The 24732-nt window shown below is 65.1% G+C and carries 20 protein-coding genes and 1 tRNA gene; 16 read left to right on the top strand and 5 right to left on the bottom strand.

Going from position 1 to position 24732, the window contains the following annotated elements; translation table 11 throughout:
- Nucleotides 1-44: 44 nt before the first annotated feature.
- Entirely contained in the window at nucleotides 45-287 is a 243-nt protein-coding gene (locus BRAGE_RS0116055) for a pentapeptide MXKDX repeat protein (protein ID WP_027557981.1), read from the top strand.
- A gap of 126 nt (nucleotides 288-413) precedes the next feature.
- Here the strand turns inward: BRAGE_RS0116055 and BRAGE_RS0116050 are convergent, their stop codons facing one another.
- Nucleotides 414-761 (bottom strand): DUF6481 family protein, encoded by a 348-nt coding sequence (locus BRAGE_RS0116050; protein ID WP_027557982.1) that lies wholly within the window; start codon nucleotides 759-761, stop codon nucleotides 414-416.
- A 266-nt stretch (nucleotides 762-1027) separates the two neighbouring features.
- Between BRAGE_RS0116050 and BRAGE_RS0116045 the strand changes: the two genes are divergently transcribed.
- From BRAGE_RS0116045 to BRAGE_RS0116035, 3 genes are all read left to right on the top strand, one after another.
- Entirely contained in the window at nucleotides 1028-1264 is a 237-nt protein-coding gene (locus BRAGE_RS0116045; RefSeq protein WP_027557983.1) for a hypothetical protein, read from the top strand.
- 76 nt (nucleotides 1265-1340) lie between these two features.
- The gene (locus tag BRAGE_RS0116040; RefSeq protein ID WP_027557984.1) at nucleotides 1341-1559 is read left to right on the top strand and encodes a hypothetical protein; all 219 of its coding nucleotides are present in this window, start codon (nucleotides 1341-1343) and stop codon (nucleotides 1557-1559) included.
- 174 nt (nucleotides 1560-1733) lie between these two features.
- A complete protein-coding gene (locus BRAGE_RS0116035) occupies nucleotides 1734-2513 on the top strand; it encodes a hypothetical protein (protein ID WP_027557985.1) in 780 nt (259 codons plus the stop codon).
- A gap of 396 nt (nucleotides 2514-2909) precedes the next feature.
- Here the strand turns inward: BRAGE_RS0116035 and BRAGE_RS55875 are convergent, their stop codons facing one another.
- Nucleotides 2910-3071, bottom strand: a complete 162-nt coding sequence (locus tag BRAGE_RS55875) for a hypothetical protein (protein ID WP_027557986.1) — start codon at nucleotides 3069-3071, stop codon at nucleotides 2910-2912.
- 251 nt (nucleotides 3072-3322) lie between these two features.
- On the opposite strand from BRAGE_RS55875, the gene BRAGE_RS55870 reads away from it, so the two are divergent.
- From BRAGE_RS55870 to BRAGE_RS0116005, 4 genes are all read left to right on the top strand, one after another.
- Nucleotides 3323-3472: a hypothetical protein gene (locus BRAGE_RS55870; protein WP_167336505.1), complete on the top strand. Its 150-nt coding sequence runs from the start codon at nucleotides 3323-3325 to the stop codon at nucleotides 3470-3472.
- Between the two features lie 349 nt (nucleotides 3473-3821).
- Nucleotides 3822-5495 (top strand): autotransporter outer membrane beta-barrel domain-containing protein, encoded by a 1674-nt coding sequence (locus BRAGE_RS51670; protein ID WP_027557987.1) that lies wholly within the window; start codon nucleotides 3822-3824, stop codon nucleotides 5493-5495.
- A 295-nt stretch (nucleotides 5496-5790) separates the two neighbouring features.
- A complete protein-coding gene (locus BRAGE_RS0116010) occupies nucleotides 5791-6009 on the top strand; it encodes a hypothetical protein (protein WP_027557988.1) in 219 nt (72 codons plus the stop codon).
- Between the two features lie 255 nt (nucleotides 6010-6264).
- Complete coding sequence (locus tag BRAGE_RS0116005; protein WP_028146294.1) at nucleotides 6265-7545, top strand: hypothetical protein; 1281 nt, start codon at nucleotides 6265-6267, stop codon at nucleotides 7543-7545.
- Nucleotides 7546-7605: 60 nt separating this feature from the next.
- Here the strand turns inward: BRAGE_RS0116005 and BRAGE_RS0116000 are convergent, their stop codons facing one another.
- Nucleotides 7606-9030 carry a hypothetical protein gene (locus BRAGE_RS0116000; protein WP_027557990.1) on the bottom strand — a complete coding sequence of 475 codons (1425 nt, stop codon included), beginning with the start codon at nucleotides 9028-9030 and terminating at the stop codon, nucleotides 7606-7608.
- 563 nt (nucleotides 9031-9593) lie between these two features.
- Between BRAGE_RS0116000 and BRAGE_RS54580 the strand changes: the two genes are divergently transcribed.
- Complete coding sequence (locus tag BRAGE_RS54580; protein WP_156950861.1) at nucleotides 9594-9761, top strand: hypothetical protein; 168 nt, start codon at nucleotides 9594-9596, stop codon at nucleotides 9759-9761.
- 17 nt (nucleotides 9762-9778) lie between these two features.
- A complete protein-coding gene (locus BRAGE_RS0115985; protein WP_027557991.1) occupies nucleotides 9779-11068 on the top strand; it encodes a hypothetical protein in 1290 nt (429 codons plus the stop codon).
- A 187-nt stretch (nucleotides 11069-11255) separates the two neighbouring features.
- Here the strand turns inward: BRAGE_RS0115985 and BRAGE_RS0115980 are convergent.
- Nucleotides 11256-11332 (bottom strand) — tRNA-Arg (locus tag BRAGE_RS0115980).
- 407 nt (nucleotides 11333-11739) lie between these two features.
- Between BRAGE_RS0115980 and BRAGE_RS0115975 the strand changes: the two genes are divergently transcribed.
- The 6 genes from BRAGE_RS0115975 (at nucleotide 11740) to BRAGE_RS0115950 (ending at nucleotide 22920) form a co-directional block, all read left to right on the top strand.
- Nucleotides 11740-16941: an alpha-2-macroglobulin family protein gene (locus tag BRAGE_RS0115975; RefSeq protein ID WP_027557992.1), complete on the top strand. Its 5202-nt coding sequence runs from the start codon at nucleotides 11740-11742 to the stop codon at nucleotides 16939-16941.
- Between the two features lie 96 nt (nucleotides 16942-17037).
- Nucleotides 17038-19146, top strand: a complete 2109-nt coding sequence (gene pbpC / locus BRAGE_RS0115970) for a penicillin-binding protein 1C (protein WP_027557993.1) — start codon at nucleotides 17038-17040, stop codon at nucleotides 19144-19146.
- A gap of 50 nt (nucleotides 19147-19196) precedes the next feature.
- Nucleotides 19197-20939, top strand: a complete 1743-nt coding sequence (locus BRAGE_RS0115965) for an ArnT family glycosyltransferase (RefSeq protein ID WP_028146293.1) — start codon at nucleotides 19197-19199, stop codon at nucleotides 20937-20939.
- A 1-nt stretch (nucleotide 20940) separates the two neighbouring features.
- Nucleotides 20941-21786 carry a phosphatase PAP2 family protein gene (locus tag BRAGE_RS0115960; protein ID WP_027557995.1) on the top strand — a complete coding sequence of 282 codons (846 nt, stop codon included), beginning with the start codon at nucleotides 20941-20943 and terminating at the stop codon, nucleotides 21784-21786.
- 64 nt (nucleotides 21787-21850) lie between these two features.
- The gene (locus BRAGE_RS0115955; RefSeq protein WP_027557996.1) at nucleotides 21851-22585 is read left to right on the top strand and encodes a glycosyltransferase family 2 protein; all 735 of its coding nucleotides are present in this window, start codon (nucleotides 21851-21853) and stop codon (nucleotides 22583-22585) included.
- Nucleotides 22582-22920, top strand: a complete 339-nt coding sequence (locus BRAGE_RS0115950; RefSeq protein WP_027557997.1) for a lipid-A-disaccharide synthase N-terminal domain-containing protein — start codon at nucleotides 22582-22584, stop codon at nucleotides 22918-22920. The genes BRAGE_RS0115955 and BRAGE_RS0115950 overlap by 4 nt, the downstream gene beginning before the upstream one ends.
- A 22-nt stretch (nucleotides 22921-22942) precedes the next feature.
- Here BRAGE_RS0115950 and BRAGE_RS0115945 read toward each other — a convergent pair whose 3' ends face one another.
- Entirely contained in the window at nucleotides 22943-24634 is a 1692-nt protein-coding gene (locus BRAGE_RS0115945) for a Na/Pi cotransporter family protein (RefSeq protein ID WP_027557998.1), read from the bottom strand.
- Between the last annotated feature and the right edge of the window lie 98 nt (nucleotides 24635-24732).

Genomic DNA, 24732 nt, shown 5'->3' with positions numbered 1-24732 from the left:
CGGCATCCGTCGCTGGCCAACATCACCTCGAAGGAAGATGACCCATGACCATTCGCACCCGCATCGCGCTCGGCATCTCGGCTGCCGCTCTCTCGCTCGGCCTTGCGCTGTCGCCGGCCGCCTTTGCCCAGGACAAAATGGGCAAGGACGACGGCATGATGAAGAAGGACACGATGTCCAAGGACGGCATGAAGAAGGATACCATGTCCAAGGACGACGGCATGAAGAAGGACCACATGTCCAAGGACGGGATGAAGAAAGACGACGGGATGATGAAGAAGAACTGATCGTCCGCCGCCGTCGCGGGCGCATGCAAACGGCAGGCGCGCGCTTCGGAAAATCTGGGGGCGGTCATTTGGACCGCCCCGAAATCACGTCGCAGCCCAACTTCAATTGGACGTGACTTTTGAACGTTACTTGCGCTTGGCCTTGCGGGCGGCGTAGCGGGCGTCGCGCTTGGCCTTCTGCTCGGCCTCGAGCGCAGCCTGCCGCGCGACCGCCTCTTCGGCCTCGCGGGCGATCCGCGCGGCTTCAGCGGCCTTGGCTTCTTCCTCGACGCGCTTCTGCTCGGCCTTTTCCGCCTCGCGCGCAGCCTTGGCCTCGGCACGCTTGGCCGAGAGCGCTTCGCGCTCGGCGCGACGCGCGGCCACCGCCGGATCGTCGGGGCCCGGCTGCGACTTGAATTTGTTCAAAAGATTTTTGCGGGCGTCCTGCGCCGCCTTTTGCCGGTCCGCGAAGCCGGGTTCCCTGAATCCACTCATCGACGAGCCTTGTCTTCCTCGCTTTCAATCCTACATCACTGCTGTTGGTACGTCGGCTGGGCATAGCAGGCGCCACGCGACGCAGAAGCGTGTACATCGGCGCGCGTCGCGAAGCCACCCATAATCGCAGCCGATCAGGTCAACGAAAAATCGCCAGCCCCGACGATCTCTCGTAACCCGGAAAAACTGCCGAATTGTGATGTCCCTCATAGCGGGCACCCGACGCCGCGCCTAGCGTGCGCCCCAATACGAGACGGAGCACGGGCATGACCATCTTCCGGCTGACCCTCAAGGCGCTTGCGCTCGCCTTCGTGGTGGCGGCGCTGGCGGGCGGGGCGTTGCTGTTCGCCCGTCCGCAGCCGATCGAGAACGCCGTCCTGGGCGCCGGCTGGGAGTGCAGCCAGACGGCCTTCGTGCTTACGACCTGTGCGCCCCGCGCGCACCAGGCGATCCCGGCTGTCGAGACCTCACGCAAGGATGCGATCCGCCAGACCCGCGGTTGAACAGCAAGGGCATGCCGGGATGTGACGCCACGCCGCAGAGGTGATAAAGCCGGCTCGCCCGTGCAATCAGGTCACCATGTCCGAGTCCAAGCCCGAACCGGGCGAGAAGCCCAGAACCCCGCCACGCTCCCCATCCGGTGACAATCGCCGCGGCGCCATCGCCGGCCTGATCATCGCGCTTCTGATCCTCGGCATCGGCTGGTGGCTCGCCCGCGATCTGACCTCGACCAGCAAGATGCAGGATTGCCTGATGTCGGGGCGAACCAATTGCAATGTGATCGAGCCGGCTCGCTAGAAGCGGTCCAAGCACGACCGCAGGGCCGAAAAATTGCCGTGATCTTAAACATTTGTAACGGGACTTAGCCGACAAAGCAGATCAGTTATGTCGGCCGGCATCAGCCCGGCGCGAGCCGAATCGTCTATCGCGCCAGGGACCACGGCAACCGAGAGAGTAGGGGGTCTAGCACGCATGAGTGCGTCCAGCCGCATGAAGATCATCATTCCCGTGGTTTCGGCCATGTCCCTTGTCGCGCTTTCGGCGCAGGCCCAGGACGCGTTGCCGCCGAGGCCGCAAGCCCAGCCGCAGGCGGCGCCCGGCGCAGGTGCGCCACCCCCGAACAACCAGAACATGCGCAAGGGGCCGCCGCCGCAGCAGGCCGCCCGTCCCCCGGGACAGCCTGGCGGCCCGCCTCACGCGGGCGGTCCAGGCCCGGGCCCGCACAATGCCGGCGGTCCGCCGCCCGGCCGCAATTATGCCCGCGGGCCCGCACCGGCGCGCGACTGGGGCGGACACGCCTATCGCGGCAATCTCGCCTGGGACGGCGGGCGCTGGCGCCACGAGGTCCACAACGGCCGCTCCGGCTGGTGGTGGGACGTCGGCGGCGTCTGGTATTATTATCCGCAGCGGATGGCCGGCCCGCCCGCCTACATCTCCGAGGAGTATTACGACGACGTGCCGGTGGCCTATGCCCCGCCGCCGGTCGCCTATGAACCGCCACCTCCGCCTCCGCCGCCGGCCGATCCCGGCGCAAGCGCGCTCGGCGGCGCCATCGTCGGCGGCGTGCTGGGCGGCCTGATCTCCGGCAATGCCTCGGGTGCGGCCGCAGGCGCCGTGATCGGCGGCGCCACCGGCGCCATCGCCGGCGCCACGGCGGCCTCGCGCCCGGGCTATTATCTCGCCCAGGGCAATTGCTACTACCGCTATCCGAACGGCCAGTACGTGCAGGCCGATCCCCGCGCCTGCTACTGACGATCCAGACGAGCTTTGAAGCGAAGAGGCGGGCTTAGGCCCGCCTCTTTTGTTTTGGGGATTAGCTAGCTGCGCCTGTCGCCGCCGGTTCGGCGGCGCACAACAACTGCCTCCAATTATCACTGGCGCATGTCGGCGCTTCGCGCATTCTCAAAAGAAAAAAGTCGGGACGTGATTCGCGGGGGAGTGTGGATATGCTGGATGCAATCCAGGTCAGCCTGGCGCTGTGGGCCATGATCGTGTGCGGCGGGATCAAGCTGGCGCAGTTCGCGCATTGGCTGTTCTAGAGCATGATCCGGAAAAGTGTGCAGCGGTTTTCCGAAAAGATCATGCTCAAACAACAACCTAAAGTGCGATGATCTCATCGCGCTTTAGAGCCCGTCATCGCGCGCGGGATCAAGACACCAGCCAGCTGAAGAACGCGATGGCGGCCCAGACCAGGCCGCAGATCCAGGCCAGCATGACGATGCCGATGGTCCCGAGATAGGCGATGCCGAGCAGGTCGGAGCGTTGCCGCGGCGCCGGGACGTCAGCTTCGGATGCTGTTTCTTGTGTCATGATGGGAAACACACCCATGCCCTCGTTACGCTTCTGGAAGCGTCGAAGCGCTGTTTAGCGGAGATGCCGGATGGTGGCTGTGACGCAATTCACAGATCAGTCCGAATGATGCCTGGCCTCACGGCTTCGTCATCGGCCTGAGAGTCGGAGCAACCGCGGCGGAGCAGTCTGAGCGACGCCAGCGTCAACCCGCAATGATACGGACGAAATTGCCATCCGCATGTCCAGATCGGTCGGTTAGGGTGGAGCGCATGTGTACCAAGTACGATCCACAGCACGAAGCCGAGGCCGCGATGAAGCAGGCTGCCGCCTCCGAAGGCGACGACCGGCAGCGCCTGATCCAGCTCGCTTTGGCGTGGCACCAGCTCGCCCGCGAGCGGCGCGAAGAAGAGACGGATTGATTCCGTTACGCGGGTCGATCGACGCCGCCGGACTTCGATTCAGACAAGCGCGATTGAGCTGGACGGCGCCGTCCTTGCAGCAGGTATTCCCGCGCGGCTGTGGACGACAGATATTGTCGGCACGCGACGCAGCATCGCCGCAATTCAATGGGACGAAAAACCCAATCATCTCAACGTCGCGATGTGTCCCTCTATCCAATTATGTTGTTTTTGGGTCACGTTTGATTGCTAATCGTTGCTGAGAACCCGAACAGCAATTGCCCGTCCTCCTGCGTTCGACGTATTGCTTGGCGGCACGATATTGACGGCTATTCATTCGTTTTTTCTGGATTTGATTTGGGGGTGGGCAATGAAGTCCTTGGTGACTCGCAAGGCGCTGTGGCTCGGCAGCGCGGCCTTTCTTGCTCTGGGCACGTCTGCACAGGCGCAAAACATCGACACCATGCCGCAATGGAACGGCACCTCGTTCATCTCGAGCTGGGGCGTGCCTAACACGGCGACCTACGGACAGACCTTCACGCCGACGAGTGGCCAGACCCGCCTGTCGGGCTTCAACTTCCAGCTGTCGCTGCCGTTCGGTACCGCGCCGCAGTACCAGGCCTTCGTTTACGCGTTCGATCCGACCACCCAGCACATCACTGGCTCGGCGCTCTTCAGCTCCGGTATCATGACCGCGCCGAGCGGCTCCGCGTATCAGACCGTGTCGATCAACACAGGCGGCGTCTCGCTCACGCCCGGACAGCAATACGTTCTGTTCCTGACCACGTCGACGATCACGGGGCAGCCGAACTCTGCCTACCGGTGGGGTGCGCTGACCAACAACACGGCGATTCCCAACGGCCAGTTCGTGTATCAGAACAACGGCACGAATTTCGGGATGTTGAGCGCCACGTCGTGGAGCTCCATCGGCGAAGATCTGGCGATGCAGGCCTTCCTGTCCGGTGGCAACACCGGTGAGAACCTGGCCCAGGCGCAGTCCGGCGCATTCCAGCTCGGCAGCTCCTACCTCTCGTTGCTGACCGATCCGTTCGCGACCAACAAGGTCTCGACGACGGGCACGCTGAGCTATGCCGGCGAAAAGCCGGTGCCGGCTGCCGTGCGCTCGGCCTTCGGTGCCTATTTGAAGGCACCGCCGCCCGTGGTTGCCTATGCCCCGCACTGGGACGTCTGGGGCGCGGCCTTTGGCGGCGCTAACAACACCAGCGGCAATGTCGCGGCTGGCACGTCCGATCTCTATACCCGCGTCGGCGGCGTCGCCGCTGGCGCTGACTATCGCTTCACCGCGGACTCGCTGATCGGCTTCTCGCTTGCCGGCGGCAACATCAACTGGTCGGTGACGCCGACGGTTGCCGGCGCCGGCAACGGCGGTGGCACCAGCGACACGTTCATGGCCGGTGTCTACGGCAAGTACGGTTTCGGGCCGGGCTACATCGCTGCAGCCGGCACCTACACCAACTACTGGATGGGTACGAGCCGGTCCACCACGCCGGGCATCGACCTCTACAAGGCCGATTTCGAGGCCCAGGGTTGGGGCGGACGTATCGAGGGCGGCTACAAGGTCGGCCAGTACTGGAGCGTGAACTGGACGCCCTATGGCGCCATCCAGGGGCAGTGGTTCCGTACGCCGGGCTATACCGAGGCGACGGCGCTGGGCGCCGCTGCAGGCGCACTCACCGTGGTCGGCCGCACGGCCACCGCCTATCGCGGCGAGGTGGGCCTGCGCACCGACAAGATCATGCCGGTGGACAATGGCGGCCAGCTTAACCTGTTCGGCAAGTTCGCCTACGCCCATGACGAGATCAGCAATCCCTCGGCGACGCTCAGCTTCGCCGCGCTCGGCGGCATCGGCGCTGCGCCGTTCACCGTGTTCGGCACGACGCCGGCGCGCGATCTGGCGCTTACCACGGCCGGCGCCGAATGGCGCACGGCGAGCGGCGTCTCGTTCCTGGTGAAGTTCGACGGCGAATTCAGCGACCGGTCGCAGACCTACGCCGGCACGGGCCGCATTCGTTACACCTGGTAAGCGGGGGCGCTCGCTAGGGGCTGAAGGCGCGAGGCCGAGCATTGCTCGCCTCGCGCTTTTGCTTTGTGGGTTTGCATGAGAAAAACCCCGTGCTCGGGGGACAAGCACGGGGTCCTTCAAAGCCGACCGGGGCAGGCAGGTCGGCACCACTCGATTTCGTTGCAGTCAACGCCGCGGTCGCTGTCTCGTTCCGCGATCCCTTGCCAATAAGCGCATCGCTATTGCGCCGGCTCCGGCGCAAGCGGCCCGCTCGACCCGCATAGGAACATTCGTTCCGCGTCGACGTTGAGCGGCCATGACCGACCTTCAATTGCGTGCACAGTGCTTCGAGATTGCCTGGAGATATCTCGACCAGTCCGGTCTGCTCACCGGCGAGCACAAGGATTCAGCCCGCTTCATCCTGAACAAGATCGACCGCATGATGCTGCGTGGCGAGCGGCGCAGACTGCTGCTGTCGAACGCCGCGATCGATGCCTACCGGTTGCGGCCCGTGCTGGTGAGCGGATCCGCATGAGCGATCGCGGCAATCAGATGTTAAGATCTGCGGAGAGCTGATTTTCGCGATCGCGATTCGTACTGCGCGAACGAAGCGGAGTCGGACCGTGAACAGACAAGAAGCCCCCGAACGGGCTTGACTCTCTTTGCACTCTCAACGACGCAGATGCGTCTTCGTTGCAAGGGCGGCGTATTGGACCTCAGGTCCGCGCCGGACGTTGATTACGATCGAAGTTTGCTAAGTTGTCGTATCAGGGATCGTATCAAGCGTTGCATGGAGACCATCGAGGCCTATCTGGGGCGCAAGCATGAGGAGATCAGGCTCCTGAACGGCTGCCTGAGAAGCCCGCGGCACGTGCCCTGTCCGCGCTCAGTGGACGAGGTCATCGCGGCGAAATTCCAGCTGACCGCCGCACTGCGCGCCGAGCATGAGCTGGCGGACTGGAAGGCGACCGAGACATCCTGGTCGGCGACCGCCCGTCCGACCAGCGGCCCGTTCGCATTCAGCTACGACTACCAGCGCGCGGATCTGAAGGTGAGCGGCCCCTCGTTCTATGACGACGCGCGCGGCTGCACCAGCGAGGCCATCTACACCGCGTCCGGCATGTCCGCGATCGCGGCGCTGCTGCTCGCCTCGGCAAGGCTCGTCACCACGGGCGACATCGTGGTGCTGCCGGGCTCCTACGGCGAGACGCTGGAGCTGATCGAGCGCTTTGTCCCGCATTTGCGGCTTGTCACGGTGAAGCCGCCGCTGGCGGGCGTGCCTGTCGCGGGCGGCGCGCCGCGAATTCTGCTGCTCGATTCCTGCGTCCCCGCCGGCGCCTTCGAAGCGACGCTGCGCTGCGACGGTTCGCCGTTCGATCTTTTGATCTTCGACACGACGTGCTTTGCCGGCCGGTCGGGCCGCATCCGGCGCGTCCTGCGCTGGGCGCGGCGATATCAAATCCCGGTCGTGATGGTGCGAAGCCACACCAAGCTGGATTCGCTCGGCGCGGAATACGGACGGCTGGGCTCTGCGGTGTTCGTCCGCTGGAGCGAGGAGGGCGCGGAGCGTTCGTTGGCCGAACGCCTCGCGGCGGAGATGCGCGATGCCGTGCGGCTTCTCGGCGGCGCGGCGCTGCCGGCGCATTTTCCTCCGTTTGTCGGCAGCCCGGCCTATTGGGGCCTGACGAAGCGACGCGTCGCGGCCATCCTGCGCAACGGTCGTCATGCGGCCCGGCATTTCGCGCGCGAGCTCGCCTCGCTCGCGGCCGAGCTTCACTTCACTCACGGGCTCTATGTCACGCTCCGCTCAAGGTGTCCTCTCGATGAGGCGGGCGCGCGGCAAGCCGCCGAGGCCATGAGCCATAATCTCAGCCGGGCCGGGTTTCCCATCCGTCACGCCGGCAGCTTCGGCTTCGATTTCGCCGCGACCGAGTGGTTTCACAATGCGACCACGGACGAGTACAGCGTGCGGGTGGCGGTGCCTGATCTGCCGACCGAGCCGTGGAATGATCTGGCGGCGGCGATTGCGGGGTGGTGGCGGGCGCATCAGGCCGAGCTTGGCGAGGTATGACCGCCTTGCTTTGCTTTTGGCACTGATCTCAGGGAGCGGTTGGCTGGAGTGGCGGTATGTTCACCCCAGCGGGACCCTTTTCCATTCTGCATACAACAGAAGTGGGATCATCCACCAGAACGCGCCGTGATCGTAAATTAATGGCCCCTCAAATGGCAGTTGAGAAAAGAAGTAGCCAGTGACGGCCCCCATTACGGTGATCGTCGCTTGCATCGTTCCCTCATCGCCGGAGGCTGCCGCAAAGAGCCCTAAAACGATCGATGTGCAAACGAGCTCGATGATGGCGCCGAGCCATCCCTGGAGGGCAAAGCCCGTTACATGGGGACCTTGAGGCGCGGTTCCTACGCCGGAAAATCTGTCATCGAACATCGCCGCATAGACGAGATTGCTTGGCTGGCATGGTGAGCGTTGACGAAGAATTCTCGTTCCCAAGGATCCGCATTTTCCTTCGGATTTCGAGAATATTTCATAGTAGTATGGGAACGGTTGGGCCATGCGGTTGACGATGGCGCCGGCTGACAGGGTTAGCACGTTCGAAAACGATTCCCGGCTGACTTCCGCCGTTTCGGCGCTGGTGCCAAATTGTTCTCGCCATATTTTCGCTTCTGCCAAAGTTCGATTGAGCTGCTCTGAAGTGGGAGACACCGGAGCGCTCTCGATGCGAGTCACGACGACAGGCGTGGAACTCGCGCGCAGAAGCAGAAGAGAGACTGAGAAGTAGCTAACTAGAGCTAAGCTGGTAAAAAGCAGTCCCGGCACTATTTTGCGTTTGGCGAAGAGCATGATCGTTGCAAGATTCGCGGCATAGAACAATACGAGAGGCCATTTCATGTTCAGTAGAATGAGGATGATCGACATCGCGATCAGATTGAATGCGGTCAATATGCTCCAGAAGTAGTCGTTTCGGCTCGTTGCCTCGACCATGCCGTAGATCGACAGAGTGAAGAGCAGGGACTTGATCGTCACTTGAGGCCAAAACCCAAGCGCTTCCATGAGCTGGAAGCGACTATCCAACGCGCTGATGTAGTCTGCCGGGCGTAGCAACAGGCGTGCTGCGTCAGCATTCCACAGGGAAAAGAGGGCATACGCATAAAGCAATCCCAGCAATAAACAGTAGGCCGGCCTGGAGAGGCTCGGCAACGCAGCGACGTACCCTCCCATCTTGGCGGCCAGCCTTCGAACGAAAATGACGATGGGCGGCGCTACTACGAATGGCAAGAACAGCAGCGCCCAATAACCTGGCGAGCCCGCTCTGGAGAAATTGCGGATATCGAAGCCCACAATGGCGGTTTTTCCCATCACTTCACCCACATTGGTGAAATAGAGCAGGTTCCCGACGACGGTGAGAACAAGGTAGCTTCCAAGGAAAACCAGCAGCGCGATGTAAGTCCGCAATGCGCTTACCCAGGGCTCCTTCGGCCTGCCGACATAAGCAGCCCGGATGCCCGCCTTGTCCGGGCGCGCATCTCCTAAGCTGTTCAACATTTAGCGTCTCCTTGGCGGCGCAGTTCTACCACCTCAGCCCATGTTTGATCTGGTGCTGCGCCTCTGGTTCTGAGCGCATCCTTCATCGCCATTGCATCTTGGTCGGAACTCATCGCGCGCCGCAGTGGCGTGCATTTTAGGGTTGAGTTGCGATATTGGCGATCGCAAGAATCATCAGCGCCAGGATAACGACACCAATCAAGCGGTTATCGATTTTCGGCACCGCAGATCCTCCAGCAGTTCCCGTGCAAATGCGCAGGAGGGTTTAGCATCACCTCTCTTGGCGAGGCAATCGCGCGGCATGTGCGATCGGCGCCGTTTCCCGCTGATTCAACCAGGGGCTGCCGCAGGTGCTCGACCAATATGGGTTTCGCGGGCCGCGTTCGATCGCGACATCGCCGACGAGGTGGCGAGCCAGATCGCCTATCAACGGCTTACTGGAGCGATAAGGTCGAGGTGGCGGCGGTCTCGCGCGCGTCCTCCGGCCTGGTCCGCTCGATGTGCATGTCGAAAGGGTCTTGCAATCTCGCTTTAGTTCTGGACTTTTGCGTCGGAAAGCTCAAATGAGGCTTGACGAGGCGGGTGATGCGGTCAATCGGTTCTATCGCTTCGGCGAGGCCGATGTTGCGAATGTCGCCGCGGTGGCGGCGATCGTCGCGGGGCTGGTCGTAGTTGGTGGCATCGCGGGGATAGGCGAAGGGCGCCGGCGCAACCGCAAGCCGGAGATTTGAGGCGCCGCGGAATGGGAATGGAGTCGGTCAGGGGTTTTAGTGCGCCGTTCGTGCGTACCGCGTTGCTCCTTGTCTGTCTGGCGCTCGCGACCGCGCCGCAGGCGTATCGCTCATTTCAGAAAGCCGATGGCCTTCCGCACAGCTGGACCACTGCGAAGGTCTGGCTCGCCAGCGCGGACTGCGCCAGGGCGACGCACAAGTTTCTCGTGCTGTGCCACGGCGAGGATGTCGTGCCGATCGCCGACGGTTTCGGTGGTGACGATCTCGGCCACGCCCTGGCGCTCGAGGTCTATTCCGTCGCGAGCGGGGCTGCGGTCCGGCCGGAGCAGATCTCGCACCTCAACACTGCCTTGAACTACACGGCGCTCATCGCCGTGGCGTTGCTCCTGATGGCCTGCAATCTTCCGGTTGCCTCGCTCTCGGCGCTGACCGTCGGCGCGTTCATGGCCCGCCAGTTTCACGCCCTGACGCCGCATCCGGCCCAGTTCGCGGCGGCGTGCTTCGCGGTCATTCTGCCGATTGCGATCCTTGGCAGGCCGCGATTTCGGGCTGCGTGGATCGCGGCCGGGTTTGTGGGTCTGGCCGTGGCGCTACTGCTCCGTGAGGCGATCGGCATGATGGGCGTGCTGACCGCTTTGATCGTAACGATCTTGCTCGTCATCCGCGAGCGCAAGCTGGCTCCTGTCGTGCTGGCGCTTGCAATTGTCGCCACGGCGGCGACGCCGTATGCGCTTCTGCGCGCGCGAGACGCCGTCTATCAGCTGCCGCCGCCCGAGAAGCTGGAAAGTCACGGGACCTGGGCGAACCTCTATATGGGGCTCGGCGGGGTACCTAACCCGTTCGGGATCGAATGGAGTGACTACAGCGCGATCGACGCCGTCAAGGCCGTTGATCCGGCCGTTCCGTATCTCAGTCCGCGCTTTTACGAGATTCTGCGAGAACGCTATCTCGATCTCGTCCGCCAGCATCCGGCCGAGGTCGCCTCGATCTATTGGGCCAAGCTCGTCCTGATCCTCCACGCCGAAATGTCTGGGCTGCCGTTCGCACCAACGCTGTGGCCCGTGTTGCTGGTCCTCGCGATCTCCGGCGCTCTCGTCAGGTGGTATCGTCGCTCGGACGCTGGGATCGAGAATTTCGACGCCGTGATGGCCGCCAGCGCGTCGATGGCCGCCGGCTTCGTGGCGCAGGGCGTGCTGATCTATTTCCACATGCAATACATGTTTCCGATCCAGATGTTTCTGCTGCTGGGCGCGGCCGTGCTGATCGACGTGTTCCTCGCGGCTGGTATGGGCAGGCTGCGCAAGTAGAGCGCGGGCGGCGGAATGCGCGCGCCGGCGCCCTTCCGGTGTGCGAAAATGCTCCGGGGATTTCTCCGGGGATTTTCTGCCCCGCCTGGCCCCATTTGGGGTCTTTGATCCCCACTCGCGCTAGGCAGGCGGTGATCCGCCTTAGGGCTTGACCGGCTGAATGTCTTTGATTGCCAAGCGGTTTGACTGGCGATCCCGGCAGGACTCGAACCTGCAACCCGCGGAGTAGAAATCCGCTACTCTATCCAGTTGAGCTACGGGACCGTCTTGAGCCACCCCCCGGTTCGGGGGCCGGCCGTTCATCTAGCATGCCAATATGAAAAATCTGGTGTTTCGCCAAGTCTGAACCGAACCGATTTCCTCCGAGCCGCGACAAAGCGGAACGGCGGGGTGTCAGGGTGCCGGGTTGAGCGGCAGCGCAACGGACGATGGTTCACATCGCCGGGAAGCGCTGAGGAGCTTCCGGGACGCGGCCGCCGGTCGACTGGCTAGGTATTGCTGCGCCATCAGGACGGCGTGCGCGGCGATATCGCGGCCGGTCTCCTCTGGGCTTGCCTTGTCATGGCGAATGCGACGATTTGCACCTTCGGTTCCATCGCCTTGAGTCCGTCACCTTTCCGCGCATTTCATTTGCCGCCGCGGCGCTCGTCCGCGCTTTCCGGGAGTCCATCATGATCGGTCTTGTCCGCGCCGTCACACTCTGCGCCACGCTGGCGCTCGGCCTTTCGGCTGCGCAAGCCGCCGACAAGGCGTTCAAGCGCGACGATCTCGCCGATTCCGCCATCAAGCTGGAGGCCCAGATCAAGAGCGAGGCGGGGCCGGTCGCCAAGACCAATGCGACGCTCAAGACGGACGCCGACGCTGCCTTCCGCCGCAATGACTACCGCACCGGACTGTCGGTGCTCGGCCAGATCGCGGCGACCACGCCTGACGATGCCGGCAACTGGCTGCGGCTCGCCAAGGTGATCTTCCAGATCTGGCCCAAGAACTCGAGCGAGCAGACGTTCCTTTTGGAGCGCGCCTCGACCGCCGCTTACATCGCCTACCAGCGCGCCGGTAATCCGGGCGAGGAGGCTGATGCGCTCGCCGTGCTCGGCAAGTCGCTCGCCGAACGCAAGCTCTGGCGGCCGGCGCTGGATGCGCTGCGGCTGTCGCTCGAGGCGCGCGAGGTCGCCGATGTCCGCGGTCAGTATGAGAAGATGCGCGACGAGCACGGCTTTCGGCTGCTCGACTATACCGTGGACTCGGATTCAGCGAGCCCGCGCGCCTGCTTCCAATTCTCGGAGGAACTCGCCAAGCGCACCGATTTCGCGCCGTTCCTGGCGCTCGCAGGCCAGGATAAACCGGCGCTGTCGGCCGAGGGCAAGCAGCTCTGCGTCGACGGCCTCAAGCACGGCGAGCGCTACAACATCAATCTGCGCGCCGGCCTGCCGTCCACGGTCAAGGAAGGCCTGCCGAAATCGGCCGAGTTCAACATCTATGTGCGTGACCGCAAGCCCTTCGCGCGCTTCACCAGCCGCGCTTATGTGCTGCCCAGGACCGGCCAGCGCGGCATTCCCGTGGTCAGCGTCAACACACCCGCGGTCAGCATCAACGTGTTCCGGATCGGCGACCGCAACCTGATCAACACGGTGGTGGACAGCGATTTCCAGAAGACGCTGACCAAATATCAGCTCGGCGATCTTGGCGACGAGCGCGGCGTCAAGGTCTGGTCCGGCGAGCTCGCGACCGCGATGACCTTGAATCAGGACGTCACCACGGCATTCCCGGTCGATCAGGCACTCGGCGAGCTGCAGCCGGGCGTCTATGTGATGACGGCTGCCGCCAAGGGCCCGGGCTCGAATGACGAGTACCAGCTCGCCACGCAATGGTTCATCGTCTCCGATCTCGGCGTGTCCGCTTACTCCGGCAATGACGGCATCCATGTCTTTGTGAACTCGCTGGCCTCGACCGATCCGGTCGGCAAGGCCGAGGTGCGGCTGGTTGCCCGCAACAACGAGATCCTGGCGACCCGCAAGACCGACGATTCCGGTCACGTGCTGTTCGAGGCTGGCCTTGCGCGCGGCGAGGGCGGCCTGTCGCCGGCGTTGCTGACCGTCACGGGCGAGAAGGCGGACTATGCCTTCCTGAGCCTGAAGACCTCCGCCTTCGACCTGTCCGATCGCGGTGTCGCGGGCCGCGCCGTGCCCGCGGGCGCCGACGCCTTCGTCTATGCCGAGCGCGGCGTCTACCGCTCCAGCGAGACCGTGTTCCTGACAGCGCTGCTCCGCGACGGGCAGGGCAATGCCGTGACCGGCGGGCCGCTGACCCTGGTGATCGAGCGCCCCGACGGCGTCGAATTCCGCCGCGCCGTGCTGGCCGACCAGGGTGCCGGCGGCCGCACGTTGTCCGTGCCGCTCAATTCGGCCGTCCCGACCGGGACCTGGCGGGTGCGCGCCTTCACCGATCCGAAGGGCAACTCGGTCGGCGAGACCACCTTCATGGTCGAGGATTATGTCCCAGATCGGATCGAATTCGACTTGTCTGCCAAAGACAAGCTGATCAAAGCTAACGCTCCTGTGGAGCTTAAGGCGGACGGCCATTTCCTCTATGGCGCGCCGGCCTCCGGCCTTGCGCTCGAGGGCGACATGCTGATCGCGCCCGCAAGCGAGCGTCCGGGCTTTGCCGGCTATCAGTTCGGCGTTGCCGACGAGGAGACCACCTCGAACGAGCGCACGCCGCTGGAGAACTTGCCCGAGGCCGATGCCAATGGCGTTGCCACCTTCCCGGTGACGCTGGACAAGCAGCCGGCATCGACGCGGCCGCAGGAGGCGCAGATCTTCGTCCGCATGGTCGAGACCGGCGGCCGCGCCGTCGAGCGCAAGCTGGTGTTGCCGGTCGCGCCCGTTGCGGCGCAGATCGGCATCAAGCCGCTGTTCGGCGACAAGAACGTCGCCGAGGGCGACAAGGCCGAGTTCGACGTCGTCTTCGTCTCGCCCGAGGGCGAGAAGCTTCGCCGCGACGGATTGCGCTACGAGCTCCTGAAGATGGAGTCGCGCTACCAATGGTATCGCCAGAACAATTACTGGGAGTACGAGCCGGTCAAGTCGACCTCGCGCGTCGCCGACGGTGACGTCACTGTTGCCGCCGACAAGCCGGCACGGATCTCGCTCAGCCCGCAGCCGGGCCGCTACCGGCTGGATGTGAAGTCGAACGACGCCGACGGCCCGGTGACCTCGGTGCAGTTCGACGTCGGCTGGTATTCCGACGGCAGCGCCGACACGCCTGACCTGCTGGAGACCTCGATCGACAAGCCGCAATACGCCTCCGGCGACACCATGACGGTATCGGTCAATGTCCGCTCCGCGGGCAAGCTCACCGTCAACGTCCTCGGCGACCGCCTGCTCACGACGCAGACCATCGACGTCAGGGAAGGCACCGCGCAGGTGAAGCTCCCGGTCGGCAAGGACTGGGGCACCGGCGCCTATGTGGTGGCAACGCTCCGCCGTCCACTCGATGCCGCCGCCCAGCGCATGCCGGGCCGCGCAATCGGCCTGAAATGGTTCGGCATCGACAAGCAGACCCGCACCCTCCAGGTGAAGCTGACGCCGCCGGCGCTGATCCGCCCGAACGCGGCGCTGAAGATTCCGGTCAAGCTCGACGGACTCAATCCGGGCGAGGACGCCAAGGTGGTGATCGCCGCGGTCGACGTCGGCATCCTCAACCTCACCAATTACAAGCCGCCTGCGCCGGACGATTACTATCTCGGCCAGCGCCGCCTGAGTGCGGAGATCCGCGATCTCTACGGCCAGCTCATCGACGGCATGTCGGGCACGCGCGGCCAGATCAAATCCGGCGGCGATGCCGGGGCCGAGCTCCAGGGCTCGCCGCCCGCGCAGAAGCCGCTGGCGCTCTATTCGGGCATCGTGACTGTTGGTGCCGACGGCACGGCCGAGGTGAGCTTCGACATTCCCGAGTTCGCCGGCACCGCGCGCGTCATGGCGGTGGCGTGGACCGCGACCAAACTCGGACGCGCCAATACGGACGTCGTGATCCGCGACCCTGTGGTGCTGACCACGACGCTGCCGCGGTTCCTGCTCAATGGCGACCATGGCACGGTCAATCTCGAGATCGACAATGTCGAGGGCCAGGCCGGCGACTACGTCATCAACGTGAAGACGGGCGGCCCGGTGAAGATGACCGGCAATCCTGCCACCACGGTCAAGCTCGCCGCCAAGCAGCGCAACGCGTTCTCGCTCGCGCTCGATGCGACCGCGGCGGGGCAGGCGACGCTCGACGTCGACATCAAGGGACCGAATGGCCTTGCGCTGGCGCGCCACTATGCGTTCGACGTCAAGGCGGCGACGCAGGTGCTGGCGCGGCGCTCGATCCGCACCCTCGCCAAGGGCGAGAGCCTGACGCTGACCTCGGACATGTTCTCCGACCTCGTGCCGGGCACCGGCAGCGTCTCGGTCTCGGCCAGCCTGTCGACCGCGCTCGATGCGGCGACGATCCTCAAAGCGCTCGACCGCTATCCCTATGGCTGCTCGGAGCAGATCACGAGCCGGGCCATGCCGCTGCTTTACGTCAACGAGCTCGCGACCGGTGCGCACCTCGCCATGGACACCGAGGTCGATCAGCGCATCCGCGATGCGATCGAGCGGCTTTTGGCCCGCCAGGGCTCCAACGGCTCATTTGGCCTGTGGTTGGCTGGTGGCGACGATGCCTGGCTCGATGCGTACGTGACGGACTTCCTGACCCGCGCCCGCGAGAAGGGCTTTGCGGTGCCGGACGTGCCGTTCAAGAACGCGCTCGACCGCATCCGCAACTCGGTCGTCAACGGCAACGAGCCGGAGAAGGACGGTGGCCGCGATCTCGCCTACGGGCTCTACGTGCTCGCCCGCAATGGCGCAGCGCCGATCGGCGATCTCCGCTATCTCGCCGACACCAAGCTCTCCAACCTCGCAACGCCCATTGCGAAGTCGCAGCTCGCTGCGGCGCTCGCGCTGGTCGGCGACCGCAACCGCGCGGAGCGGGTTTATGGCGCGGCTCTGGACTCATTGGCACCGAAGCCGGTGCTTGAGTTCGGCCGCACCGACTACGGCTCGCAGCTTCGCGATGCCGCAGCTCTGGTCTCGCTCGCGAGCGAGGGCAATGCGCCGAAGGCGACGCTGACGCAGGCGGTGTCGCGGGTCGAGACCGCGCGCGGGCTCACGCCCTACACCTCCACGCAGGAGAATGCGTGGCTGGTGCTGGCGGCGAGGGCGCTCGCCAAGGAGAACCTGTCGATCGAGGTCGACGGCCAGCCGGTCAAGACTGCGCTGTACCGTAGCTACAAGGCGGACACGCTGAGCGGCAAGCCGCTGAAGATCACCAACACCGGCGACGCACCGGTGCAGGCGGTGGTCTCGGTGTCGGGCTCGCCGGTGACGCCGGAGCCGGCCGCCTCGGCCGGGTTCAAGATCGAGCGGAACTACTTCACGCTCGACGGCAAGCCCGCCGATATCAGCAAGGTCAAGCAGAACGATCGCTTCGCCGTGGTGTTGAAGATCACGGAGGCGAAGCCCGAGTACGGCCACATCATGGTGTCCGACTATCTGCCGGCGGGTCTGGAGATCGACAATCCGAAGCTGCTCTCGTCGGGCGACAGCGGCACGCTGGACTGGATCGAGGACGGCGAGGAGCCTGAAGACACCGAGTTCCGCGACGACCGCTTCACCGCGGCCGTGGACCGCGCCTCGGATTCCAAGGCGGTGTTCACCGTCGCCTATGTCCTGCGCGCCGTCTCGCCCGGCAAATACGTGCTGCCGCAGGCCTATGTCGAGGACATGTACAATCCCTCGCGCTATGGCCGGACGGGCACGGGAACGGTCGAGGTGCGGGCGGCGAAGTGAGTGCTTGGGATGACTGACGCTCCGAACGGGCTACAAACTCCGTCGTCATGCCCGGGCTTGACCCGGGCATCCACGGACTTTGGTGCCGGGGCCAACGTGGATGGCCGGGACAAGCCCGGCCATGACGGAGCAAGGGGCAGGGGCCATCGTGTCCTCTCTGCCCTCGCACTCACTTTCATCCTCGGCATCACCGGCTTCGTCGCATGGGTCTACTCGCTCGGACCGCTTCCGCTCGACGAGGCGCGCCAGGTCTCGACCACCGTCGTCGACCGCAATGGCAAGCTCCTCCGCGCCTACGCCATGTCGGACGGCCGCTGGCGGTTGCCGGTCGATGCGAAGGCCAACGTCGATCCGACCTATCTGAAACTGCTGTTCGCCTATGAGGACCAGCGCTTCTACGCCCATAACGGCCTCGATCCGCTCGCGCTCGGACGCGCCGCGTTGCAACTGGGAACGCGCGGCCACATCGTGTCCGGCGGCTCGACCATCTCGATGCAGCTGGCGCGGCTGATGGAGCCGCGGCGGCAGCGCTCGCTCTATGCCAAGCTGCGCCAGATCGTGCGCGCGATCGAGATCGAGCGCAGCATGAGCAAGGCCGAGATCCTCAACCTCTATCTCGCGCTTGCGCCTTACGGCGGCAATCTCGAAGGCATCCGCGCCGCCTCGATCGCCTATCTCGGCAAGGAGCCGAAGCGGCTCTCGCTCTCTGAAGCTGCGCTGCTGGTCGCCCTGCCGCAATCGCCGGAGACGCGCCGGCTCGACCGCTATCCCGAGGCGGCGCGCAGGGCGCGCGATCGGGTGCTCGATCGCATGGTCGCTGAGCATGTCGTCAGCTCCGACGATGCGGCGCAGGCCAACGCCGCGCCCGTACCAAAACTGCGCAAGCCGATGCCGATCCTGGCGCCGCATGCTTCCGACTCCGCGCTCGCGACCGTCAAGGATACGCCGGTCATCAAGCTGACGCTGGATGCGACCTTGCAGAGGGTGTTGGAGCCGCTGGCGCGCGACCGCGCCATTGCGCTGGGGCCGAACATCTCGGTCGGTATCATCGTGGTCGACAATGAGAGCGGCGACGTGCTCGCGCGCGTCGGCTCGGCGGATTATTTCGACGAGAGCCGGGCAGGGCAGGTCGACATGACCCGCGCCGTCCGCTCGCCCGGCTCGACGCTGAAACCCTTCATCTATGGCCTCGCCTTCGAGGACGGCTTTGTCCATCCCGACAGCCTGATCGACGATCGTCCGGTTCGCTTCGGCTCCTATGCGCCGGAAAATTTCGACATGACGTTCCAGGGCACGGTGCCGGTGAAGAAGGCGCTGCAATTGTCGCTGAACGTTCCGGCGATCGTGCTGCTCGACCGCGTCGGCGCGAGCCGGCTGGCCTCGCGGCTGCGCCAGGCCGGCGGCAATCTCGTCCTGCCCAAGGACGAGGCGCCGGGTCTCGCAATGGGCCTCGGCGGCGTTGGCGTGACGCTCCAGGATCTCGCCCAGCTCTACGCGGGTTTCGCCCGGCTCGGCACCACCAGGCCGCTGCGCGAAGTCGTCGCGGCAAAGGATGACCGCGAGCCGATGCGGCTGTTGGACCAGGCCGCGGCCTGGCAGGTCGGCAACGTGCTGCTCGGCACGCCGCCGCCCGAGAATGCCGCCCACAACCGCATCGCCTTCAAGACCGGCACGTCCTACGGCTATCGCGACGCCTGGTCGGTCGGCTTCGACGGCCGCATGACCATCGGCGTCTGGGTCGGCCGGCCCGACGGCGCTCCGGTTCCCGGCCTGATCGGGCGCGTCGCCGCAGCTCCAATCCTGTTCGACGCTTTCGCCCGCACCGGCAAGACGCTCACACCGCTGCCCAAACCGCCCAAGGGAACTTTGGTCGCCAGCAACGCCAAGCTGCCGCTGCCGCTGAGGCGGTTCCGCCCGATTGGGGAACTCGTTCGCACCGGCGGTGAGCAGGCGCTGCACATCCAGTTTCCACTGAACGGCTCGCGGATCGACGTCGATCGCTCCGGTGGTGCGGAAGCCGCCGCCATGCCTGTCAAGGTCGCCGGCGGTGTCCTGCCCATGACCGTCATGGTTAACGGAACCTCGCGCGGCGAGATCGACGGCCGCCGACAGCGCCTGATCGATCCGCCCGGTCCGGGCTTTGCACGCCTCACCGTGATCGATGCCACGGGCGCCGCGGACACAGTTGTCATTCGAATTCAATGACCCTGGCTTAAGCGGTTGTGGCGATGGCGGTTTCAGCGTAAGCGGAACCAATGGCCGAGACCTACCCAACTCCCCGTTTTGGAGCGCCCCGCGAGCCGAAAACGCCCGTAAATCCGGGCAGCCGGCTGGTGTCGCTGCTCGACGTCGTTACGTCCAGCCATGCTCGCGCGGCCGGCTTCCTGGTGCTGTGCGCGCTGCTGTTGTTCCTGCCTGGCTTCTTCACCATCCCGCCGGTCGATCGCGACGAGGCGCGCTTTGCGCAAGCGACCAAGCAGATGGTCGAGAGCAGCGACTATGTCGACATCCGCTTCCAGGAGGACGTCCGCTACAAGAAGCCGGTCGGCATCTATTGGTTGCAATCGGCGGCGGTTGAAGCTGCCACGGCGCTCAAGCTGCCGAAGGCCGAGTTGCGGATCTGGGTCTACCGCATTCCTTCGCTGCTGGGCGCGATCGGCGCGGTGCTCATGACCTATTGGGCCGCGCTCGGCTTCGTGACGCGGCGCGCTGCGGTGCTGGCTGCGCTGTTGATGTGCGCCTCCGTGCTGCTCGGGGTCGAGGCGCGGCTCGCAAAGACCGACGCGATGCTGCTGTTCTGCGTGACCGCCGCGATGGGCGCGATGTCGCGCGCCTATCTGTCCTGGCAGCGCGCCGAGGACGAGACCCGTCCGCCGTGGAGCTGGCCCGCAATCTTCTGGACCGCGCTCGCGGTTGGCATCCTGATCAAGGGTCCGCTGATCCTGATGTTCGCCGGCCTGACCATCGTCGCCCTGGCGATTTTGGACCGCGATGCCTCCTGGCTGTGGAAGCTGCGTCCGGTCTGGGGACTGATGTGGTTGCTGGTGCTGGTGCTGCCCTGGTTCATCGCGATCTTCTGGCGCGCGGGCGATGCCTTCTTTGCGGACTCCGTCGGCGGCGACATGCTGAGCAAGATCGGCGCCCAGGAATCCCATGGCGCACCGCCCGGGCTTTACCTCGCGCTGTTCTGGATCACGTTCTGGCCGGGCGCGCCGCTCGCGGCGATGGCGGCGCCTGCGGTGTGGCGGGCGCGGCGCGAGCCCGGCGCGCAGTTCCTCCTGGCCTGGCTGATCCCGTCCTGGATCGTGTTCGAGGCGGTGCTGACCAAGCTGCCGCATTACGTGCTGCCGCTCTATCCGGCGATCGCGATCCTCACCGTCGGCGCGCTGGAGCGGAACGTGCTGTCGCGCTCGTGGCTCCCGCGCGGCTCGGCCTGGTGGTTCGCGATCCCTGCGGCGGCCTCGATCATCGCGGTGGTCGGCGCGGTCATGCTGACGCGGCAGCCGGCCTTCGTCGCCTGGCCGTTCATCGCGGCCTCGCTGATCTTCGGCCTGTTCGCCTGGTGGCTGTTCGACAGCAACCGCGCCGAACGTTCGGTGCTGAATGCACTGGTCGCCGCCCTGATGCTGGCGGTCGTGGTCTGGGGCATCGTGCTGCCGTCGCTGACGCCGCTGTTCCCGAGCATCGAGGTGGCGCGCGCGCTGCGCAACGTCAGCTGCGTCGGGCCGAAGGCGGCAGCGGCCGGCTATCACGAGCCGAGCCTCGTGTTCCTCACGGGTACGCAGACGCTGCTCACCGACGGTTCTGGCGCGGCGGATTTCCTGCGGCAGGGAAGCTGCCGCTTCGCGCTGATCGAACAGCGCTCGGAGCGCAGCTTCGTGCAGCGCGCCGAGGCGATCGGGCTGCGCTACAAGGTCGGTGCACGCATCGACGGCTATAATTTCTCGCAAGGGCGGCCGATCTCGATCTCGATCTTCCGCTCGGAAGGCACCGAGTAGGATGCCCGGTACGACCGACATCGCGCCGCGTGCGGGCTATCCGGCGCAATTGCTCGCCGTGTCCGGGCGCGCGCTGGCGCAGCTCGTGCGAACACCCTCGCATTCGCGCCGCGCTGCTGCCGCGCGCAAGCTGGCGCGACATTCGCTGTGGCTGAGCGCAGTGGGCGCGGCCTTGATCGTCGTGCTGATGGTCGCGTTCGACCGGACCGAGATCCTGCTGATGCCGGCGCGCGGCACGCCAAGCCTGTGGCCGATCAGCATCCTGACCGATTTCGGCAAGGACGAGTATGTGCTCTCGGTGCTCGGGGCTGCGCTGGTGGTCGTGGCGCTCGTTGCGGCCGGGCTTCACGGCACACGCCGCGCGCTGCTGCTCGGCTTTGGCACGCGGCTCCAGTACCTGTTTCTGTCTGTAGCTCTGTCCGTGTTCGCCGGCGAGATTCTGAAATACATCATCGGCCGGGGGCGCCCGTTCGTCGGTGGCGCGGCCAATCCGTTCAATTTCGTCCCGTTCGAGGGAACGGGGGCTCATGCCAGCCTGCCGTCCGGGCATGCGATCACGGCATTTGCGCTGGCGTTCGCGGTCTCGGCGCTGTTGCCGCGGTTGCGCGTGTTCATGTTCACTTACGCAATCGTGATCCTGCTGACGCGTCTCGTGCTGCTCGCGCACCACCCGAGCGACGTCACGGCGGGCGCCCTGCTGGGCATGGTCGGCGCCATGGCGGTCCGCTACTGGTTCGCGGCCCGCAGGCTCGCCTTTGCCATCCGGGCCGACGGCACCATTGTGCCTCTTCCGGGGGCAGATTCGGGCCGTCTCAAAAGGGTTGCCCGCGGGGCATCCGCCCCATAAAAGCGGCTGCTTCCTGGGACCGCCGGTTCCTTGAGGGCAGGCCCATTCCAACCACGAGCCTCCTTTGTCGACGTCCCAGCCTTCGGTTTCCATCGTCGTTCCCGTGCGCAACGAAGCCGACAACATCGCGCCGCTGATCGCCGAGATCGGTGCGGCGCTCGATGGCCGCTGGGCCTACGAGATCATCTACGTCAACGACGGCTCGACGGACGCCACCGGCGAGCGCCTGATGGCGATGATGAAGCAGCGGGACAATCTGCGGCAGCTCCGCCACGCCAGGTCGGGCGGCCAGTCGGCGGCGGTGCGCAGCGGCGTGCGCGCGGCGCGCGGGCAGATCGTGGCGACGCTCGACGGCGACGGCCAGAACAACCCGGCGTTCCTGCCGGACCTGATCGCCGCGGTCGAGAAGGACAGCAAGGTCGGGCTCGCCGCGGGACAACGCGTCGGCCGCAAGGACACCGGTTTCAAGAAACTCCAGTCGCGCGTCGCCAATGGCGTCCGCAATTCGATCCTCAAGGACGGCACGCGCGATACCGGCTGCGGCCTGAAGGCGTTCCGGCGCGATATCTTCCTGATGATGCCCTATTTCGACGGGCTGCATCGCTTCCTGCCGGCGCTGGTCCGCCGCGAGGGCTTTGATATTGCCTATGTCGACGTGATCGACCGGCCGCGCCATTCCGGCGTGTCAAACTATGGTTTCTTCGACCGGCTGTGGATCGGCATCATGGATCTCGCCGGCGTGTGGTGGCTGATCCGCCGCAAGAAGCCGACACCAGATGTGACTGAGGTGAACGCATGATCATTCAATACGGTCAGGCGCTGAGCAATTATCTCTACGACGTCTTCGTCGCCAAGTTCGACTTCTGGCTGGCGTTCGGCCTCGTCGCGCAGCTGTTCTTCACCGCGCGCTTCCTGGTGCAGTGGATCGCGAGCGAGCGCGCCGGCAACAGCGTGGTGCCGATGGCATTCTGGTTCTGCTCCATGGGCGGCGGCTTGATGACGCTGGTCTATGGCGTCGTGAAGCGGGAGCCGGTGATCATCCTCGGGCAGGCGCTGGCGACCATCATCTATGTCCGCAACATCATGCTGATCATCAAGAACCGCGGTCGCGCGTCCAAGACGCTGGACCGCTGATCCCGGTGTCTGGTCCAAGGTCCTAGCGCGGCAACGCCGAAGCCGCGCCTGAGGCGGGCAGGGCGGCCGTCTCGGTCCCGGTCCGGCGATAGGGCTCGCCGGCCGCCTCCAGCACTGGATAGGCGACCGAGCAGATATGTGAATGGATGCGGCGCAGATCGCGCAGAACGTCCAGATGCAGCGAGGTGGTCTCGATGGTCTCGGGGCGGCCTTCGCGCAGGCGGTCGAGATGGCGCTCGACGGCGGCGAGCTCGGTGTTCCTGAGCGTGGTCTTCTCCACCAGCAGCTTGCGCGCCTCGTTGGCGTCGCCCGACATGAACACGCCGAAGGCGATCCGCAGCGAGTCCATCGTGCGCTTGTGGAAGGCGGCGAGCTCCTCGGCGCCCTCGGCCGAGAATTGCAGGCGCCGCTTGATCTTCTTGGTGGCAAGCTCGCTCAAATTCTTGTCGATGATGTCGCCGATATGCTCGAGGTTGATGGCGAAGGAGATGATCTCCATCGCGCGCCGCCCCTCGCTCTCGTCGAGGCTGCCCCGCGTCAGTTTCGTCACGTAGAGCTTGATCGCCTCGTCGAGGCCGTCGACGGCATTGTCGGTCTTTGTCACCTGGTCGACCAGCGCCCGGTCGCCCGTCATCATCGCCGTCATCACCTTGCGCAGCATGACCTCGACAAGGTCGCCCATGCGCAGGGTTTCGCGGGCGGCGTCGGCGAGCGCCAGTGACGGCGTCTCCAGCGCGCTCTCGTCCAGATAGCGCGGGCGGGCCGGGTCGGCCTCCTGGATGCGATCGGGCAAGAGCCGGGTCAGGGCGCGCGACATGGTGTCGAGCAGCTCGATGAAGATGACGGCCGTACCCGCGTTGAAGGCGATATGGAACGCTGCCGTCATTTTGGCGAGATCGGGCTGCCAGGCATGCATGTAGCCGGCGATCACGTTCAGGAACGGCAGGACGAGCGCGATTCCGACGATGCGATTGACGAGATTGCCAACCGGCAGGCGGTAGCTCGCGGGATCGTCGCGCCTTGCCCCTTCGAACACGGGATTGATGGCACTGCCGAGATTGGCCCCGAGCACCAGCGCGAGCGCCGCGTCAGGCGTGATGAACTGCGAATAGGCGAGCGACATGATCAAGAGCACGCTGGCGACGCTCGAATGCACCGCCCAGGTGATGAGTGCGGCGATGACGATGCAGAGGACGGGATCGCCCGTGATGGCCGACATCATGATGCGCATGCCGGGCGCGTTCTCCGCCGGCGCCAGCGTATCGAGCAGGATATGCAGCGACAGCAGCATCAAGCCGAGGCCGATGCAGACGCGGCCGATGTCCTTGATCCGCGAGCGCGGGCCCGACCGGAAGGCGACGAGCCCCAGCACGAACAACACCGGTGCGACCGCCGCGATATTGAACGAGAGCACCTGCACGATCAGCGTCGTGCCGACATTGGCCCCGAGCATGATGGCGAGTGCGGCCGCGAGGCTGACGAGGCCTTCGGCGGCGAATGAACTGGTGATCAGCGCAGTCGCCGTGCTGCTCTGGAGCAGCGCGGTGAGGCCGAGGCCGGCCGCAAACGCCTTGAAGCGGTTGCCAAGCGCCTTGCCGAGCAGCCGCCGCAGGTCCGGGCCGAACGCACGCAAAATCCCGCTGTGGACCATGTGCAGGCCCCACAGCAGCAGCGCAACGCCGCCCATCAGATCGAGCAGAACCAACGTTCCCATTCTCCGTGTCCGGATTGAGAGTCGATTGGTGAGGCTAGCGCCAAATGCTTGAGGTTCAAACCATTTGTTGGCGCATCGGCGTTAACGCCTGCGTGGGT

This window comes from Bradyrhizobium genosp. SA-4 str. CB756 (assembly GCF_000473125.1).
GTDB lineage: Bacteria > Pseudomonadota > Alphaproteobacteria > Rhizobiales > Xanthobacteraceae > Bradyrhizobium > Bradyrhizobium arachidis.
The sequence above is the reverse complement of the archived record's forward strand: the minus strand, read 5'-3'. Positions and strand labels throughout refer to the sequence as shown.

Coding starts and splice junctions, on each gene's coding strand:
- BRAGE_RS0116010 (WP_027557988.1), top strand. CDS start 5,791: ATGACCGACCTTCAATTGCGTGCACAGTGCTTCGAGATTGCCTGGAGA.
- BRAGE_RS0115950 (WP_027557997.1), top strand. CDS start 22,582: ATGATCATTCAATACGGTCAGGCGCTGAGCAATTATCTCTACGACGTC.
- BRAGE_RS55870 (WP_167336505.1), top strand. CDS start 3,323: ATGTGTACCAAGTACGATCCACAGCACGAAGCCGAGGCCGCGATGAAG.
- BRAGE_RS0115985 (WP_027557991.1), top strand. CDS start 9,779: ATGGAGTCGGTCAGGGGTTTTAGTGCGCCGTTCGTGCGTACCGCGTTG.
- BRAGE_RS0116040 (WP_027557984.1), top strand. CDS start 1,341: ATGTCCGAGTCCAAGCCCGAACCGGGCGAGAAGCCCAGAACCCCGCCA.
- BRAGE_RS0115965 (WP_028146293.1), top strand. CDS start 19,197: ATGGCCGAGACCTACCCAACTCCCCGTTTTGGAGCGCCCCGCGAGCCG.
- BRAGE_RS0116000 (WP_027557990.1), bottom strand. CDS start 9,030: ATGTTGAACAGCTTAGGAGATGCGCGCCCGGACAAGGCGGGCATCCGG.
- BRAGE_RS0116055 (WP_027557981.1), top strand. CDS start 45: ATGACCATTCGCACCCGCATCGCGCTCGGCATCTCGGCTGCCGCTCTC.
- BRAGE_RS0116045 (WP_027557983.1), top strand. CDS start 1,028: ATGACCATCTTCCGGCTGACCCTCAAGGCGCTTGCGCTCGCCTTCGTG.
- BRAGE_RS0115975 (WP_027557992.1), top strand. CDS start 11,740: ATGATCGGTCTTGTCCGCGCCGTCACACTCTGCGCCACGCTGGCGCTC.
- BRAGE_RS51670 (WP_027557987.1), top strand. CDS start 3,822: ATGAAGTCCTTGGTGACTCGCAAGGCGCTGTGGCTCGGCAGCGCGGCC.
- BRAGE_RS55875 (WP_027557986.1), bottom strand. CDS start 3,071: ATGACACAAGAAACAGCATCCGAAGCTGACGTCCCGGCGCCGCGGCAA.
- BRAGE_RS0115960 (WP_027557995.1), top strand. CDS start 20,941: ATGCCCGGTACGACCGACATCGCGCCGCGTGCGGGCTATCCGGCGCAA.
- BRAGE_RS0115945 (WP_027557998.1), bottom strand. CDS start 24,634: ATGGGAACGTTGGTTCTGCTCGATCTGATGGGCGGCGTTGCGCTGCTG.
- BRAGE_RS0116050 (WP_027557982.1), bottom strand. CDS start 761: ATGAGTGGATTCAGGGAACCCGGCTTCGCGGACCGGCAAAAGGCGGCG.
- BRAGE_RS0116005 (WP_028146294.1), top strand. CDS start 6,265: ATGGAGACCATCGAGGCCTATCTGGGGCGCAAGCATGAGGAGATCAGG.
- BRAGE_RS0116035 (WP_027557985.1), top strand. CDS start 1,734: ATGAGTGCGTCCAGCCGCATGAAGATCATCATTCCCGTGGTTTCGGCC.
- BRAGE_RS54580 (WP_156950861.1), top strand. CDS start 9,594: ATGAGGCTTGACGAGGCGGGTGATGCGGTCAATCGGTTCTATCGCTTC.